General features: G+C 61.6%; 17 protein-coding genes and 2 pseudogenes. 12 read left to right on the top strand and 7 right to left on the bottom strand.

Annotated elements, in window-relative coordinates:
- Positions 1–207: 207 nt before the first annotated feature.
- Together A7X77_RS26120 and A7X77_RS26115 are read right to left on the bottom strand one after the other, a co-directional pair.
- The gene (locus tag A7X77_RS26120; RefSeq protein WP_064685740.1) at positions 208–1,023 is read right to left on the bottom strand and encodes an endonuclease/exonuclease/phosphatase family protein; all 816 of its coding nucleotides are present in this window, start codon (positions 1,021–1,023) and stop codon (positions 208–210) included.
- 94 nt (positions 1,024–1,117) lie between these two features.
- Complete coding sequence (locus tag A7X77_RS26115; protein ID WP_064685791.1) at positions 1,118–2,581, bottom strand: phospholipase D-like domain-containing protein; 1,464 nt, start codon at positions 2,579–2,581, stop codon at positions 1,118–1,120.
- A 157-nt stretch (positions 2,582–2,738) separates the two neighbouring features.
- On the opposite strand from A7X77_RS26115, the gene A7X77_RS26110 reads away from it, so the two are divergent.
- The 4 genes from A7X77_RS26110 to A7X77_RS26095 all read left to right on the top strand — a co-directional run bounded on the left by A7X77_RS26110 (position 2,739) and on the right by A7X77_RS26095 (position 4,272).
- Positions 2,739–3,380: a UdgX family uracil-DNA binding protein gene (locus A7X77_RS26110; RefSeq protein ID WP_064685792.1), complete on the top strand. Its 642-nt coding sequence runs from the start codon at positions 2,739–2,741 to the stop codon at positions 3,378–3,380.
- A 142-nt stretch (positions 3,381–3,522) separates the two neighbouring features.
- Complete coding sequence (locus A7X77_RS26105; protein WP_064685739.1) at positions 3,523–3,792, top strand: DUF2934 domain-containing protein; 270 nt, start codon at positions 3,523–3,525, stop codon at positions 3,790–3,792.
- 138 nt (positions 3,793–3,930) lie between these two features.
- Entirely contained in the window at positions 3,931–4,089 is a 159-nt protein-coding gene (locus tag A7X77_RS33210; RefSeq protein WP_156668159.1) for a hypothetical protein, read from the top strand.
- Positions 4,090–4,092: 3 nt separating this feature from the next.
- Positions 4,093–4,272: a hypothetical protein gene (locus tag A7X77_RS26095; RefSeq protein WP_064685737.1), complete on the top strand. Its 180-nt coding sequence runs from the start codon at positions 4,093–4,095 to the stop codon at positions 4,270–4,272.
- 188 nt (positions 4,273–4,460) lie between these two features.
- Here the strand turns inward: A7X77_RS26095 and A7X77_RS34450 are convergent.
- Together A7X77_RS34450 and A7X77_RS26090 are read right to left on the bottom strand one after the other, a co-directional pair.
- A pseudogene (locus tag A7X77_RS34450) lies at positions 4,461–4,580 on the bottom strand (Tn3 family transposase); the annotation flags it as partial.
- Positions 4,581–4,758: 178 nt separating this feature from the next.
- The gene (locus A7X77_RS26090) at positions 4,759–5,595 is read right to left on the bottom strand and encodes an AraC family transcriptional regulator (protein WP_064685736.1); all 837 of its coding nucleotides are present in this window, start codon (positions 5,593–5,595) and stop codon (positions 4,759–4,761) included.
- Between the two features lie 95 nt (positions 5,596–5,690).
- Between A7X77_RS26090 and A7X77_RS26085 the strand changes: the two genes are divergently transcribed.
- Together A7X77_RS26085 and A7X77_RS26080 are read left to right on the top strand one after the other, a co-directional pair.
- A complete protein-coding gene (locus A7X77_RS26085; protein ID WP_064685735.1) occupies positions 5,691–5,939 on the top strand; it encodes a DUF1127 domain-containing protein in 249 nt (82 codons plus the stop codon).
- 49 nt (positions 5,940–5,988) lie between these two features.
- A complete protein-coding gene (locus tag A7X77_RS26080; RefSeq protein ID WP_064685734.1) occupies positions 5,989–6,735 on the top strand; it encodes a class I SAM-dependent DNA methyltransferase in 747 nt (248 codons plus the stop codon).
- A 46-nt stretch (positions 6,736–6,781) separates the two neighbouring features.
- On the opposite strand, the gene A7X77_RS26075 is transcribed toward A7X77_RS26080, so the two are convergent.
- Positions 6,782–7,252 carry a chromate resistance protein ChrB domain-containing protein gene (locus tag A7X77_RS26075; protein WP_064685790.1) on the bottom strand — a complete coding sequence of 157 codons (471 nt, stop codon included), beginning with the start codon at positions 7,250–7,252 and terminating at the stop codon, positions 6,782–6,784.
- Positions 7,253–7,266: 14 nt separating this feature from the next.
- Positions 7,267–8,226, bottom strand: coding sequence for a Fe-Mn family superoxide dismutase (locus A7X77_RS34315; RefSeq protein WP_064685733.1), 960 nt, complete (start codon positions 8,224–8,226; stop codon positions 7,267–7,269).
- Positions 8,227–8,315: 89 nt separating this feature from the next.
- Here A7X77_RS34315 and A7X77_RS26065 point away from each other — a divergent pair, with 89 nt between their 5' ends.
- From A7X77_RS26065 to A7X77_RS26045, 5 genes and pseudogenes are all read left to right on the top strand, one after another.
- Positions 8,316–9,305 carry a chromate resistance protein ChrB domain-containing protein gene (locus tag A7X77_RS26065; protein ID WP_245293794.1) on the top strand — a complete coding sequence of 330 codons (990 nt, stop codon included), beginning with the start codon at positions 8,316–8,318 and terminating at the stop codon, positions 9,303–9,305.
- Positions 9,306–9,324: 19 nt separating this feature from the next.
- Positions 9,325–10,737 (top strand): chromate efflux transporter, encoded by a 1,413-nt coding sequence (chrA, locus tag A7X77_RS26060; RefSeq protein ID WP_064685732.1) that lies wholly within the window; start codon positions 9,325–9,327, stop codon positions 10,735–10,737.
- A gap of 30 nt (positions 10,738–10,767) precedes the next feature.
- Positions 10,768–11,964, top strand: a complete 1,197-nt coding sequence (locus A7X77_RS26055) for an MFS transporter (RefSeq protein WP_064685731.1) — start codon at positions 10,768–10,770, stop codon at positions 11,962–11,964.
- 160 nt (positions 11,965–12,124) lie between these two features.
- On the top strand, positions 12,125–12,853 hold the full coding sequence (locus A7X77_RS26050) for an ABC transporter permease (protein ID WP_064685730.1): 729 nt from the start codon (positions 12,125–12,127) through the stop codon (positions 12,851–12,853).
- Positions 12,854–12,977: 124 nt separating this feature from the next.
- Positions 12,978–13,224: pseudogene (locus A7X77_RS26045) on the top strand (hypothetical protein); the annotation flags it as partial.
- Between the two features lie 251 nt (positions 13,225–13,475).
- Here A7X77_RS26045 and A7X77_RS26040 read toward each other — a convergent pair.
- Positions 13,476–13,877, bottom strand: coding sequence for a hypothetical protein (locus A7X77_RS26040; RefSeq protein WP_064685728.1), 402 nt, complete (start codon positions 13,875–13,877; stop codon positions 13,476–13,478).
- A gap of 176 nt (positions 13,878–14,053) precedes the next feature.
- Here A7X77_RS26040 and A7X77_RS26035 point away from each other — a divergent pair, with 176 nt between their 5' ends.
- On the top strand, positions 14,054–14,368 hold the full coding sequence (locus tag A7X77_RS26035; protein WP_040111419.1) for a hypothetical protein: 315 nt from the start codon (positions 14,054–14,056) through the stop codon (positions 14,366–14,368).
- The last annotated feature ends 11 nt before the right edge of the window (positions 14,369–14,379 follow it).

Here is a 14,379-nt window from a genome sequence, read left to right as displayed (position 1 = left end):
AGGTCGAACCAGGTCGTACTGCCGCTCAGGAAACCGGAGCGTGGCAGAGCGCTGCCCAGAGATCGTGCTTCCAGTCGGCCCTCGGCCGCGCCGACAGGTCGCCGGGTTGCGGCCAGACAGCTTTGGCCGTTGGCCGAGAGCGCCTGCAGCTTTGGCCTTGCGTTGGTTCACTTCACAAGCGCACAAGGTTCGCGGCATTGAAATGTCCTAGCCGCCAACGGCCTTCAAGTGGACAAGCGCCTTGATCGGCAGATGATCCGAGGCGATGCGGGCGAGTGGCGTATCATGCGCCTCCACCTCCGAAATGATCCCCTTGCGGTTGGCGATGATGCGGTCGAGCGCCAAGAGCGGCAGGCCGGCGGGAAAGCTCGGGACGGCCGGGGGCAGCTCGCCGAAGGCGGATTGGAAGGTGTTGAGCGAGGAGCGATCGCCGAGCCGCCATTCGTTGAGGTCGCCGAGCAGGATGGTCGGCATTTCGTGCCTGTTCTTGATCAGCTCGACCAATGTGTGGGCCTGCTGGGCTCTGTTGTGGCGCAGCAGGCCGAAATGCGCGGCGATGATGCGCAGCACCCCGCCCTGTTCGAGCTCGATTTCGGCAACGAGGGCGCCGCGCGGTTCCAGCCCCGGCAACTTCACCTGGTGCACGTCATGCACCAGCCCTCTTTTGAAGAGCACGACATTGCCGTGCCAGCCATGCGCCTTGGCCATGCCGGCGACCGGCACCGGGATCAGTCCCGTCTCCCGTTCCAACCGGCCGAGGTCGAGAATGCCGGTGCGCTCGCCAAATCGCGTATCGGCCTCCTGCAGCGCGATCACGTCGGCGCCGATTTCATGAATCACCCGGCTGGTGCGCTCCGGGTCGAAGCGGCGGTCGGTGCCGACGCATTTGTGCACATTGTAGGACGCGATCAGCGTTCCGGCAGTGCGCGGTCTTGCCTCCATATGCGCCGCGTCGAGCCGCTTTTTCCTGCTTCGGATCGAGGCGAGGATACTGGCGGGAAGACTGTCTTTCCTGGCGTGCATCGGGCGGCGCACTTGTTCCGTTGATCAAAGGGCTACTCATTCCGCAGTATAGTCGGCCGAGCCGAACTTGCCACGTCAGAACGGAAAAAATCCGTCAAAGATAGGGCGAACCGAGCCACAGCACCTTCTCGAGCAGCCGCACCGGAAAGGGCCGCGCGCGCAAGCCCTCCAGCGTCACCAGCGTCGCCGATTTCAGGGTTTCGTCGATATGCTCGTCGATCTCGGCGGCAAAGCCCTCGTTCAGCACTTCGAGATCAACTTCGAAATTCAGCCTGAGCGAGCGCGGATCGAGATTGGAAGAGCCGACATAGGCCCAGGTGCCGTCGACCGTCAGCAACTTCGAGTGGCTGAAGCTGCCGGTCGAGCGCCAGATTCGGCAGTAGTTCTTGAGGATCTGATCGAATTGCGCCGTCATCGCCCGGTCGACCAGCATGAGGTTGTTGACGTCAGGCACGATGATATCGACTTCAACGCCCCGGCGCGCCGCCGTCACCAGGGCGCTGATCAGTTCGCGATCCGGCAGGAAATAGGGTGACATGATGCGGATCGATTGCCGCGCCACGGAAAAAGCGCCCATCAGCATCTTGTGGTTGGTTTCGACGCTGCGATCCGGCCCGGAAGCGACGACGCGCATCAGGATGGGATCGCCGGGGTTGCGCTGCGGCGGCTCGATGCGCCAGGCTTCGCCGTTCAACAGCTCCTCGGTAGTGAAGCGCCAGTCTTCGGCGGCAAGGTCGAAGAGGTCGGCAACGACAGGGCCGGTGACGCTGAAATGCGTATCATGGGCGAAGCTTTCGCCCATTTCCTGCTCGCTGAAGCCCGCCCTGATATTCATCCCGCCGGTCAGCGCAATACGGCCGTCGACGATCAGGATCTTGCGGTGGGTGCGCAGATTGGCATAGGGCAGCCGCAGGCCCATGATGACATTGCCGTTGAAGACGGCGACGGTGACGCCTCCCTCCTTGAGGTAGCCGAGAATGCTCGGCACCGAATAACGGGCGCCGACCGCATCGATCAGCACCCGGACTGTCACGCCGCGCTTCACCGCCGCAATCAGCGCGTCGGCGATGCGCAGCCCGATCGCGTCGCGGTCGAAAATGTAGGTTTCGAGCAGGATGCTGCGGCTCGCCTCGTCGATGGCTGATTTCATCGCCGCATAGGCCTCGTCGCCGGTCTCCAGCATGTCGATCGCATTGCCCGAGGTCAGCGGGTTGCGGGTCACCCGGTCGCCCAGCGTCTGCAGCGCCGCAAAGCGGCGGCCGAACTGGCTGATCACCGTCTCGGCCTCGGCGTCGAACGTCTCCAGTTCGTTCATGCCGGGCGCAAGCAGCAGCGCGTCGCGGCGAATGCTCAGCGATTTGCGGCGGATGCGGTTGATGCCGGCAATCGCATACAGCAGCGCGCCGACAACAGGAGACAGGATGATGACGCCGACCCAGCCGATCGCGGCGCGCACCTCCTCCTTGGTCATGGCGGCATGTATCGCCGCCGCGGCCCCCATGGCGATCGAAACGACAAAGAGGATATGCGGCCAGTAGGTCGACAGGAGATAGAACATCGGTGGCCAATATAGCCGCGAAACGCCGGCGTTCAATTGTACCGCCCCTCCCCCAAGGCGCGAAATTTTCGCCGCGGCCCGGCTCCCATCGCCGGTTCGGTCGGGGGAACAATCCCGGTTGAGATCGATTCCTCAACAGGAGATGAGGATCGCGATGATGAACATCGCCGCAAACGTCGGTCCCGCCTTGGCGCTCGAAGTCGCGGATGCGGAAAGCATTGCCGAACTCCGGCATCAGGCCGAAGGTTGCACCCGCTGTGACCTCTATCGGAATGCGACGCAGATCGTCTTCGGCGAAGGGCCGGGGACAGCCGAGATCGTTCTTGTCGGTGAGCAGCCGGGTGACCGGGAAGATATCACAGGCAGGCCCTTTGTCGGCCCGGCCGGCCGTCTGCTCGACCACTGTCTCGAAGAAGCCGGTCTCGACCGTCAGCGCTGCTACGTCACCAACGCGGTCAAGCACTTCAAGTTCACACCGCGCGGCAAACGGCGCCTGCATGCCAAACCCAATGCCGGCGAGATCCGACGTTGCGCCTGGTGGCTCGGGGCGGAGCTCAACATCCTGCAGCCGAAACTCGTCGTAGCGCTTGGCGCAACCGCTCTTTATGCGCTGCTCGGGCCGAAGGTGAAATTGACGCCCGAGCGCGGTCATATCCTGCAACCGGCAAACCATCCGCCGGTTCTGGTGACCATCCACCCCTCCTATCTCCTGCGAATCCGCGATGAGGCCGAACAGGACCGGCAGCGCCGCGCGTTCGTGTCAGATCTGCACAGGGCGGCGGAATTTCAGCCTCGGTGAGTGTCGATTCTCAACCTTGATATGCTGCGATGCGAAATATTTGCGGTTGCAGCTCGATTTCACTTGAAACCGCGCCCCTCCTCTGGAACCATCCAAGCAGTATCGCGTTCGAACGACGGCATAATGTGACTGGAGATCAGCGATGGCAGAAACTCGGGAAGAGTGGATAAAGAAACGTGCATACGCCCTTTGGGAAGAAGAGGGCTATCCGACAGGGCGAGAATCCATCCATTGGGAACAGGCACGACACGAGCGCGAAGCGCTCGAGGGCTCTGCTTCCAACGGCAAACAAGCCAAACCCAAACCCAAGAGCGCCGTAACGGCCCCGAAGCGTGCGGCAGCCGCCGCCAAGACGAACGGCGTCGTCACACCGGCCCCCAAGCGGACTGCGACCCGCAAGACTGCGTCCTGAATATTGGAATTCCGATCGCATGGATGAGAAGGGCGTCGTAGCGACGCCCTTCATCCGTTCTTTGTCATATGTCTGAATTAGTTGTGTTTTATTGAAACCTGCAGGCGGGTTTTCCGAGCGGGGGTGACGAAGGCCAGGATGACGCTGCAAACTTTGGGGCTTCCCAAAAAATTGAACCTGCGCCCGCAAGCCGGGATTTGTGGCGAAACGAGGGAAGCAGCCATGAACCACCGTATCGACATGCTCTTCGTCACGTCTGTCGCAACCTGCAGCCGCGCTTCCAACGTGATCGTGTGAAGCATGGAAATACCGCTCCTGCTCATTGCCGCTCTGCTTTATCTCGGTCTGGCGCTGGGGTTCATCCTCCTCGTCGACAATCTCGTCGGACTGGTCTTCCGCGGCTCCCGCACGCCGCTGCAACTGCCCTCCTTCGACTTCGGCCGCGCCTTCCCAGCGTCGCAAAAATTCCGCCGAAAATAACGGTTCTCAGTCCGGCCCACGGCCAGAGCGTGGGAGACCGAGCGGTTGACGATATTTGGACAGAACCTTTCCATGGTCGTTTCCGGCTGGGGACGGAATGACACCCCAAGCATTGCCTCGGAGGGCCAGAGATATCGCCCGCCCAGCCTAGAGGCGAGATATCGGCTAGAAGTTCGGCCGGTGCATCCAGACCCTCGATCCCGGATTTCACCCTGCCTCCCAATGCGCAAGGCATTCTTGAGTGCCTGATGAGCCTCGGCCTTGTTGAGGCCGATCTGGGCGTGGCGCTGCATATCGGTGTCGAGGATCACTCATGATAAGAGAGCACGTTCCCGGATATGCTCAAGGTCGTCGTCAGCCAACTCCACGAGGGTTCAATGGGACAGCGCGCCGCCAACTACTGTCGAGTTTGGCGTGCGGACAGCAGACAGTGTCCGATTGGCCGCCCGGCGGATTCTGCTTTGCCGTTTTGCGCCAAAGGACGCCTCATTGCGCCAGCCGCGCGGAGGATCCGGCACCATAGCCCGGAAAGGTTCCATGGAAATATTGTCCGGGAGAGACACCGAAGGCCGTCCTGAACACCGCAATGAAGGCGCTGGGGCCTGAGTAGCCGAGCGAAAAGGCGATATCGCCGACGCTTCGGCCGGCGGCGAGCCACTCCACTGCTTTGAGGAGTTTCGCCTGCTGACGCCAGGCGCGGAAACTCATGCCTGTCTCAGATTGGAAATGGCGCTGAAAGCTGCGGGGGGACATGGCCGCATGTGACGCAAGTTCATCGAGTGGCCAATCGGCACCGGGTTCGTTCCGTATGTCCGAAGCGATGCTCCGGAGGCGTTCGGATGCCGGCGACGGAAGGGACAGCGGCGCGACCGGACTCGCCTCAAGCTGGTCGAGAATGACCGCTACAAGCCGCTCGGCACGGGCACTGCCGGCGTCCGCACGAGGTATCTCCAGGAACGCCAGGATAAGTTCGCGCAGGAGCGGCGTCGTACCGATCACGCAGACTTGGGAGGGCAGGTTCACGACCGCGTCGGGCCGGAAGAAGAGGTAGCTGCGCTCCGTCTCCTGCAGGTATGTCACTTCGTGGAGGACGCCGGACGGCACGAATACGGCACGTTCAGGCGGAACGATGAAGTAGCCCCGCTCGGTCTCCAGCCTTAGCGAACCCCGCACGATCTGGAAAAGCTGAGCGCGGTGGTGCGTGTGGAAACAATAGGTTCGCCCGGCGGGCTCTGCTCCACCCTGAGCGACAGCGGTGTGCGGGTAATCTCCAAATCCGTCTTCCGGCAGATGAACGTTGGTCAGGTTGTCGCGGGCAATCATGGCGTCTCACAGACATAATTTGTCAGACTGACGATAACACGTCGGATGGTATTTCACTAGATTGATATCACCGCAGCACAACTTGGATGTAAGCTATGACATTCGAACTCCGACAAACTGCAATTTCGGATCGCTTTACTCCCAGTTTTCTGACGAAGCTGGCAGTTTTGCGGTTTGGAGCGCCCGTCGTCCACTGGTGGCAACGGCGCGAAACGGAACATGCACTACAGTGGCTATCGGACCGCGAACTGATGGACATTGGCGTCGCGCGCCATGAGATTCGCGAGCTGGCGCGATCGCAAGCGCCAATTGATGCGATGTCTGCGAAGCGGCGGGCAACGTGATGGCACTACCGGTCCTCAAGCAACCGCCATTATCAGAGAGGTAAGCAAGATGCATGACGACGGGCTTTTTGACGAGATGGTCGCGGCAACCTACGATGACGATGATGGGATCTCGGCCCCGGAGGTAGTTGATCCGGCTGTCAATCTGCTGGCCGAGGTCGCAGGAGGCGGGCGCGTCCTGGAGTTCGCGATCGGTACCGGCCGCCTGGCGCTCCCTCTCGCGCGGAAAGGGGTACAGGTGGAAGGCATCGAGCTTTCGCGAGCGATGGTGTCTCGCCTTCGCGCCAAAGAGGGCGGCGCGGAAATTCCGGTGGTGATCGGCGACATGGCGACAACCCGTGTCGAGAGGCGATTTTCCCTCGTCTATCTGGCTTTCAACACGATCAACAACCTGACGTCGCAGGAAGCCCAGGTCGCTTGTTTCTTAAACGCGGCCGAGCATCTGGAACCTGGTGGGCACTTCCTTATCGAGGTTGGCGTGCCGCCGCTTCAGCGGCTTCCGTTCGGCGAGACGATCCTGGCGTTCGACCGCACCGAGACGCATTGGGGCGTCGACGAGTACGACGTGGTCAACCAGAACTTCTCGTCCCATCACATCTGGTTCCGGGACGGAAGCTATAGGCATTTCTCGGCCCCGTTTCGTTATGCATGGCCAGCGGAATTCGACCTTATGGCGCGGCTGGCCGGCTTAAAACTCAAAGACCGATGGGGCGGGTGGAAAAAGGAGCCGTTCACAAAGGTCAGCGATCGACATGTCTCCGTTTGGCAGAAGATCGCAGGTTACACCGATCGCTAGTCTCGATCGCACCGTCTTGCTCCTTTTGGAGGGGCGTGGCCCGAGTTCAGGCTGCGGTAGGCTTCGTCGCAGGCGGCCAGCTGTGCGTCTCGGTTTTGCGCCGCGAGGCCCAGGCATAGAGCGCGTCATAGATGACGAAGCCGTGCTTCAGCACTTCATGATCGTCAGGCGTAACGTCCCGAAGCCCCATCGAGATTGCCAGCAGCCCTGCCGATTGCGGCGTCAGGTCATGCCGGTCGGTGTCGGCGCCGCGGACGATGGCAGCGATGGTGACGATTGCCGGATCGCTGTCCAATCCGTGCTTGTCGACGAAGGTATCAAAACTGCAACCCTCGCCCACATGCGTATATTCGACGCCGGGCACATCGTAAGGCGTGGCTCCGGTCTCCTCTGCCACCTTGAGCACCTGGTCCGGCGGCACGAACAGGAATTCCGGTTCCTTGTCGATAAACCGCGCGATCAGCCAGGGGCAGGCGATACGGTCGATGACCGGACGTTCGCGGGTAACCCATTTCATCGCATTGACCTCCTTCAACGGTTTTCAACGTTTGCAAACGGGACGGTCGGGCCGCCGATCGCATGCCAGGCTGCAATTCCGCCGGCGAGCGCCCGTGCATCCAGGCCGCGGCCGCGGAGTTCGGCGACGGCATCGCCGCTGACCTGAAAGCCGTAGATGCAATAGACGACGATCGGCTTGTCCCGCGGCAGTTGGTCGGCCCAGCCGCCGATCGTCTCGGAAAGCCTTGCAATCGCGCCCGGCAGCATGTCGCTTCGCTTCGGCAGATCCTCGGCGAGGCAGACGTCGAGTACGACGAGATCCTCCTGCCGTTGAAGGCGAACGAGAAGATCCTCCGGCGCGACGTCGTCCCGTCCCTCGGTTTCAACCGCAGGAATGTCGGATAGCCGCTCGGTCAGCCTTCGGAAGCGACCGCCGACCCGCTCCCAATGGATGTTCTTCATGAAGGCATCGACATAGGCGCCTGCCTTGGCGCCGAAATCGATATGATAAGCATGCTCATACATGTCGAGCGCCAGGATCGGTACACTGCCGGCAAGACAGTTGGTGTGGTCAGCTCCCCAATGGATCATGAGGCGCTGATGACGCTCCGACCACGCAAGAAGCGTCCAGCCCGAACCGCCCGCCTGCGCTTTGGCACAGGCGGTGAAGCGGGCGCGCCAATTGGCAACACTGCCAAAGTCGCGTTCCAGCGCTTCGGCGAGATCACCCGCCGCATCCCCCGATCCACCGAGCCCGTCGAAATAGATCTCGTGAAGGATGGCGGAGTTTGCCGCAATCAGCTCCTCCCGCTTCAACCCATTGATGTCGAAGACTGGCGCCGCACTCCAGTCGAGCTCATCGAGCCGGCGCTCGATGGCATTCAGGCGTCGTACCGCGCCGCCGTAGTTGTTCTCGTAGTGGCTGGCCAGCAGCCGCTCGGAGAGCCCGTCGAGACGTGGCGGCTTGAAAGGTAGTGGCATGATCCGGTGCATGACGCGTCCTCGCTCGGGGAAACGCCACAACGCTACGCCCGAACCTCGAATGATACAAGTGTTGCTTTTTCGATTTTTGATGATACGGTATGAACATGATCGACCGCACCTCACCGGCTGAGCAACGCTGGCTGCTTCTGATTCACCAACTGCCGAGCAAGCCAGCCTACTTCCGGGTGAAGATCTGGCGCCGTCTGCAGCGCATAGGGGCGGTCGCCGTCAAAAGCACGGTCTATGCGCTGCCGGCAAATGCCGAGACGCAAGAGGATTTCGAATGGCTTTTGAAGGAAATCCTCGAAGGCGGTGGCGAAGCGATGGTGTGCGAGGCGCGCCTGATCGATGGCCTCTCGGACGCTCAGGCGCGCGCACTATTCGATGCTGCCCGCGACGAGGCCTACGAGGCGATCGCCAAGGAGGCAAGGACGCTGTCAGCGCGGTTGGAGGCGACTGGAACGGCAGAGGAAAAGGCCGAGCTACGCTCGCACCTCGGCCGCTTGCGCAAGCGGCTCACCGATGTCGCGGCGATCGATTTCTTCGGGGCGACCGGCCGTCTCTCGGCGGAAAGCTTGATCGCAGAACTTGAGAGCGGATTTGCAGAGGATATGGAGATGGTCAACGAGGTTCCGAAAACGACACGGCTGACCGCGGCCGATCTGAAGGGACACGTATGGATTACTCGCAAGGGCGTGCATGTCGATCGAATTGCCTGCAGCTGGCTGATCCGCCGTTTCATCGACCCAGATGCGGTCATTCGCTTCGTGCAGGGCAAGGGATACATCCCAAATGAAGGAGAAATTCGCTTCGACATGTTCGAGGGCGAGATCACCCATGAAGGTGATCGCTGCAGCTTCGAGGTCCTGCTCGCCAAGGCTGGCATCACGGATCCGGCACTCCAGGCCATCGCAGAGATCATTCATGACATCGATCTGAAGGACGCGAAGTTCGGACGCGAGGAGACGAGCGGCATTGCCAGCCTGATTGCCGGGATCTGCGCAGCCCAGCCGCAGGACGAGCAACGGATCGTCCAGGGCGGGCCGGTCTTCGACAACCTCTACCAATATTTCCGCGCAAAGCGTTGATGACGTACGGACACTCACCATGAACAAAATCGATCTCGACTCCACCCCGATCCAGAGCCCCGACGCGCCCTCCCACGGCATTTCCTTCGCCGAAGCGTTGCGCGTGTGGGCACGGGTGGCCGCCCTAAGCTTCGGCGGTCCCGCCGGACAGATTGCGATGATGCATCGCATTATCGTCGAGGAGAAGCGCTGGATCGGCGAGACGCGGTTCCTGCATGCGCTGAACTATTGCACGCTTTTGCCAGGCCCGGAGGCGCAACAGCTTGCGATCTATATCGGCTGGCTGCTGCACAAGACCAAAGGCGGACTGGTGGCGGGGACCTTGTTCGTGCTGCCAGGCGCCGTTGCCATTATGGCGCTGAGCTGGATCTACGCGATTTTGGGCAATGTCGGAGCCGTCCAGGCGCTGTTCTTCGGATTGAAGGCTGCGGTGCTGGCGATCGTGCTCGACGCCGTCCTGCGTATCGGCAGGCGGGCCCTCAGGAACAATGTGATGATTGGTCTTGCCGTCGCAGCGTTCCTTGCTCTCTTCCTGTTTCACGCCCCCTTCCCGCTCGTCGTCCTGGTTGCCGGCGTCGTGGGCTATGTCGGTGGCCGGGCCGGCTGGGCAGCGTTCCGGGCGGGCAATGGCCACGGCAAGGTCGGAAGCAAACAGGTCGCCGACGCCGATAGTCTTCTCGGCGAAGACGTCCCCGCCCACGCCCGCCCGCCGGCCAGTTGGTCCCTCAAGGTGGCTGCGGTCGGCTTGCTGCTCTGGGGAGGACCGGTTTTCGCCCTGCTGCTTTTACTCGGCCAGGGCAACATCTTCACCGATATCTCGATCTTCTTCTCGAAAATGGCGATGGTCACGTTCGGCGGCGCCTATGCCGTCCTGTCCTACGTCGCCCAACAGGCGGTGGAACAATACCACTGGCTGAAGCCCGGCGAGATGCTCGACGGCCTCGGCATGGCAGAGACCACGCCCGGCCCGCTGATCATGGTGACGCAGTTTGTCGGTTTCATGGGCGCCTATCGCGCGCCGGGTTTCCTCAATCCGTTGCTGGCGGGCACGCTCGGCGGCCTGTTGACCACCTGGGTGACCTTCGTCCCCTGCTTTCTCTGGATTTTCCTGGGCGCGCCGTTCATGGAGACGATGCGCAACAACAAGGCGCTCTCCGCAGCGCTGGCGGCAATTACCGCGGCCGTCGTCGGGGTCATTTTGAACCTTGCGGTGTGGTTCGCGCTGCATGTGCTGTTCGGCGAACTCCAGGAAGCGCGCGGCTTCGGGATGACCGTTGACCTGCCGATGCTGAGTTCCGTCAACCTCCCGTCGCTGATCCTGACCTTGGCGGCCGTCATTGCCGTGTTCCGCTTCAAGGTCGGCATGCTGACGGTGCTCGCCGCCTGCGCTATCCTCGGGCTTCTCTACGGTCTGCTCGTCGGCTGGGTGTAGAGCGCGAACTATAATTGAAGCAGGTAAGGAATGCGCAGCATTCAGCCGATCACATGGCTCTTCGCAGCCCGCTCTTTGCGCGACTTCGGCGACGGGTTCGTCGCCATCCTGTTGCCGGTCTATTTGCTGGCTCTCGGCCTGTCGCCCCTGCAGGTTGGTGTAATCGCCACGGTGTCGCTCTTTGGCTCTGCGCTCCTGACCATCGTCATCGGATTTCTTGGTGCGCGTCATGATCTCCGCCGCTTGCTTCTGGCGGCCGCTGCCCTGATGGTCGCAACCGGTATCGCCGTGCCCATGACCAACGATTATTGGTTGCTGCTGGTGGTCGCGTTTGCCGGCACCATCAATCCTTCGGCCGGCAGCGTGAGCATCTTCGTGCCCCTTGAGCATGCGGTGCTCGCCCGCGAGGCGGCCAGCGCGGATCGGACGAGGATGTTCGCCCGTTACAGCCTCGTCGGGGCGCTCGCAAGCGCCGGCGGCGCGCTCGCCGCGGCGCTGCCCGACGTGATGACTCGGCTGGGGATAGCGCAACTGACTTCGATCAAGCTTATGTTCATTGCCTATGCGCTCGTCGGCATTCTCGGTGGCGTTTTTTATGCTCGCATACCGCCTCGCCCGGTGAAACACGACGCCGGCAATCCGGCGTCACTCGGACCTTCACGCGCCATCGTCCTGAAGCTTGCAACCCTCTTCAGTCTTGATGCTTTCGCGGGAGGTTTCGTGGTGCAGTCCCTGCTCGCCCTGTGGCTGTTCGAACGATTCGATCTTTCGCTCTCCCAGGCCGGACTGTTTTTCTTTTGGACCGGAGTGCTGTCGGCGTTCTCGTTTCCTGTCGCCGCCTGGCTGTCGAAGCGGGTTGGACTGGTCAATACCATGGTGTTCACCCACATTCCGTCCAGCATTGCCCTTGGCCTCGCCGCATTCGCACCCACCTTGCCCCTCACCATCACATTGCTGCTCATTCGAGCGGCGCTCTCGCAGATGGATGTGCCGACCCGCTCTTCCTACGTGATGGCTGTTGTCACCGAGGCGGAGAGGGCCGCGGCCGCAAGCTTCACGTCGGTGCCCCGAAGTTTGGCAGCGGCGGCCAGCCCTGCACTCGCGGGCGCTCTCTTTGCTGCATCCTATCGGGCTTGGCCGCTCCTCATCTGCGCCTCAATGAAAATCACCTATGACCTGCTGCTGCTATGGCAGTTCCGGCACCTCAAACCGCCTGAGGAAGGTTAGCCGTCCAAGCTGCCGCGGAAGAAGCTGATGGCGGGCGTCGAGACTGACGGCCTTCTTTTCCGGATGGAGGAGCCGAAAGGCCGCCGTCACTGACTTGTCCCAGAGGTGGTCGTCGGCGTAGAGTCCGCCGTCTTCCCCTCGGAGGCACCGGACTAGCCTGATGCTCCAGCAGATCGTCGACATCCAGCGGGAAATCTATCTGACCTTTGCAGGTCATATAAAGGACCACGCCGCTGGCGGCGGCTGGGCGTCGTTCCTGGCATTCCTGCCGATGGGAATCGTCTTCGGAGCCGTTCATGCGATGACGCCCGGCCACAGCAAGTCGGTGCTTGCCACCTATCTCGCTGGATCGTCGACGCAGGCGCATAAGGCTCTTCTCGTGTCGCTCGCGCTTTCCTTCACCCATGTCACGATGGCGGTCGTGATCGCCCTGTTTGCCCTTCCCTTGGTGTCGCATTCCTTCGTCGAAGCTGGATCGTCTCCGACGCTCGAGGTCGTCAGCCGCGGACTGCTCGGCGTCATTGGCGTCTGGATGGTGCTGACCGCCGTCCTCAGGCACGGCCACACGCATGCTGAGGGCGAAGGCCTGCTGTTGGGATTTGCCGCCGGCCTGGTACCGTGCCCGCTCACCCTGTTCGTGATGACGTTCGCGATGATCCACCAGGTCGTCGTCACGGGCCTGCTGTTTGCCGCCACCATGATGATGGGCGTCGCTCTGACCTTGTCCGCGGTCGCTCTTCTCGCCGTGGTCTTCCGCGATTGCATCTCCTATCTGATGAGAAGGCATCCGCAATTGCTGGCCTTCGTCTCGCAGGCGACGGGCGGTCTGGCTGGCCTTGTGCTTGTCGCCATCGCGGTGGTCGAGATAGCGAACTGGGTGGCAGTGTAATGAGGATAAGAGGGATGCGAGGATTTCCCATTTTGCTTGGCTTCTCGGCGATCGTGTTCGTGCCTCTCGGCGGCGCCCTCGCGGACGACGGTCGGTCTCCGTTCGACCGCTTCGCCGCGCGCTCGGGGAGGAGATCGAAGTCGAGACCGTCGTCGACATCGTCGTCGTCGATGTCGGCCTGCCCGGCATGGGTTCGGCCTTTGCCGCCAGAGCGCGGGAAGTGCTTTCCCTCGGTCGGTCTGGTCTTTGCCACGGGCGACAACGATCTGCCCGACGCAAATCGTTTCTCCGGCTCGGTGCTGCTTACGAAACCTTTCGACAGCGCCGCGCTCGACCGGGCCGTCAAGACCGCCCTGCAGCAGCGGCTTTAGAGCCTTTCCTGGTTAGATTGAAGCATTCTGTTGGCTCAAACGGAGTCGGATGGTCGACCGGCCGGCGCGCGTCGTAGCCAAACTCTACGGCCAAGCCGGCCGGTCGATCAGCCGGCCCGTTTCAGCCAACCCGAAGGGCCGGGCATGTTTGCGCCAGGATCAGAGGCGATCGGCTCGGACATACCTTGGGGTATGCCCGTCGCCAATCGCCTCTGCCCTGACGAAAACCTGCTCCGGCAGAATGTTCCAATCTAACCAGGAAAGGCTCTAAAACCGTCGAACTCCGGATATTTGCCCATCAGATCAGCCTCGCTGGTGCAGCTGTCATCGCGCGCCGTCAGTTCGATCGAAATCGCTTCGGCGGGATCCAGGCGGCCACCGTCGCGATGACCGTCACCGTGATGGTCGGCACCATCGTGATGATTGGCACCATCGTGATAGACAGGAATATGCGCGCCGCTCTGGCTGACCAGCACGGCATCACGGTTGAAATCCCTCTGCAGCAGCCAGTCGCGCGGCGCCATCAGACGGATATCGACCTCAAAGGAATGGCCCATTCCCTCCTTGAAGCTGACGGTGTAGGTGACCGGCGATACCTGGCCGTTCACGTCGATCATGCCGGTTTGATCGGCTTTGACGAGGTGTTTTTCCATGTTTCTCGGCTCCTTGCTGTAGGCGGATTATGCAGGTTTTCCCCTCGAAAACCTGACAAAATCAACTTTTGTTCCGAAATCCGGGGCAATGGCCTTCGAGGGAACTTTTGCGCTCCGCACCGGTTGGATTCTCCTAAAAACGCATTCCATCGCTTTGCAAACAACAGGAGGCAAAGATGCCGCGAGGAGACAAATCCGACTATACCGACAAGCAGAAGCGCAAGGCCGAGCATATCGAGGAAAGCTACGAGGATCGCGGCGTTTCCGAGAAGGAAGCTGAACGGCGTGCCTGGGCGACGGTCAACAAGGAAAGCGGCGGCGGCAACAAATCCGGGTCCGGCCGCGGCAAGAAGGATACGCATGAATCCTCAGAAAAGGGCGGCCGCGCCGGCGGCGCTGCATCGGCGGCGCGATCGAAAGAGGAGCGGTCCGCCTCGGCCAAGAAGGCGGCAGCAACGCGCAAACGCAACGAGCACCACAGCCACCACTAACGATGGCGGAA

Origin of the sequence: Rhizobium bangladeshense (assembly GCF_001662075.1) — a bacterium.
Lineage (GTDB): Bacteria > Pseudomonadota > Alphaproteobacteria > Rhizobiales > Rhizobiaceae > Rhizobium > Rhizobium bangladeshense_B.
This window is presented reverse-complemented; position numbering and strand designations above follow the sequence as displayed.

Bases quoted from the DNA above. Each gene is read 5' to 3' on its own strand.
- A7X77_RS26120 (WP_064685740.1), bottom strand. From the start codon at position 1,023: ATGCACGCCAGGAAAGACAGTCTTCCCGCCAGTATCCTCGCCTCGATC.
- A7X77_RS26115 (WP_064685791.1), bottom strand. From the start codon at position 2,581: ATGTTCTATCTCCTGTCGACCTACTGGCCGCATATCCTCTTTGTCGTT.
- A7X77_RS26110 (WP_064685792.1), top strand. From the start codon at position 2,739: ATGAACATCGCCGCAAACGTCGGTCCCGCCTTGGCGCTCGAAGTCGCG.
- A7X77_RS26105 (WP_064685739.1), top strand. From the start codon at position 3,523: ATGGCAGAAACTCGGGAAGAGTGGATAAAGAAACGTGCATACGCCCTT.
- A7X77_RS33210 (WP_156668159.1), top strand. From the start codon at position 3,931: ATGACGCTGCAAACTTTGGGGCTTCCCAAAAAATTGAACCTGCGCCCG.
- A7X77_RS26095 (WP_064685737.1), top strand. From the start codon at position 4,093: ATGGAAATACCGCTCCTGCTCATTGCCGCTCTGCTTTATCTCGGTCTG.
- A7X77_RS26090 (WP_064685736.1), bottom strand. From the start codon at position 5,595: ATGATTGCCCGCGACAACCTGACCAACGTTCATCTGCCGGAAGACGGA.
- A7X77_RS26085 (WP_064685735.1), top strand. From the start codon at position 5,691: ATGACATTCGAACTCCGACAAACTGCAATTTCGGATCGCTTTACTCCC.
- A7X77_RS26080 (WP_064685734.1), top strand. From the start codon at position 5,989: ATGCATGACGACGGGCTTTTTGACGAGATGGTCGCGGCAACCTACGAT.
- A7X77_RS26075 (WP_064685790.1), bottom strand. From the start codon at position 7,252: ATGAAATGGGTTACCCGCGAACGTCCGGTCATCGACCGTATCGCCTGC.
- A7X77_RS34315 (WP_064685733.1), bottom strand. From the start codon at position 8,226: ATGCACCGGATCATGCCACTACCTTTCAAGCCGCCACGTCTCGACGGG.
- A7X77_RS26065 (WP_245293794.1), top strand. From the start codon at position 8,316: ATGAACATGATCGACCGCACCTCACCGGCTGAGCAACGCTGGCTGCTT.
- chrA (WP_064685732.1), top strand. From the start codon at position 9,325: ATGAACAAAATCGATCTCGACTCCACCCCGATCCAGAGCCCCGACGCG.
- A7X77_RS26055 (WP_064685731.1), top strand. From the start codon at position 10,768: ATGCGCAGCATTCAGCCGATCACATGGCTCTTCGCAGCCCGCTCTTTG.
- A7X77_RS26050 (WP_064685730.1), top strand. From the start codon at position 12,125: ATGCTCCAGCAGATCGTCGACATCCAGCGGGAAATCTATCTGACCTTT.
- A7X77_RS26040 (WP_064685728.1), bottom strand. From the start codon at position 13,877: ATGGAAAAACACCTCGTCAAAGCCGATCAAACCGGCATGATCGACGTG.
- A7X77_RS26035 (WP_040111419.1), top strand. From the start codon at position 14,054: ATGCCGCGAGGAGACAAATCCGACTATACCGACAAGCAGAAGCGCAAG.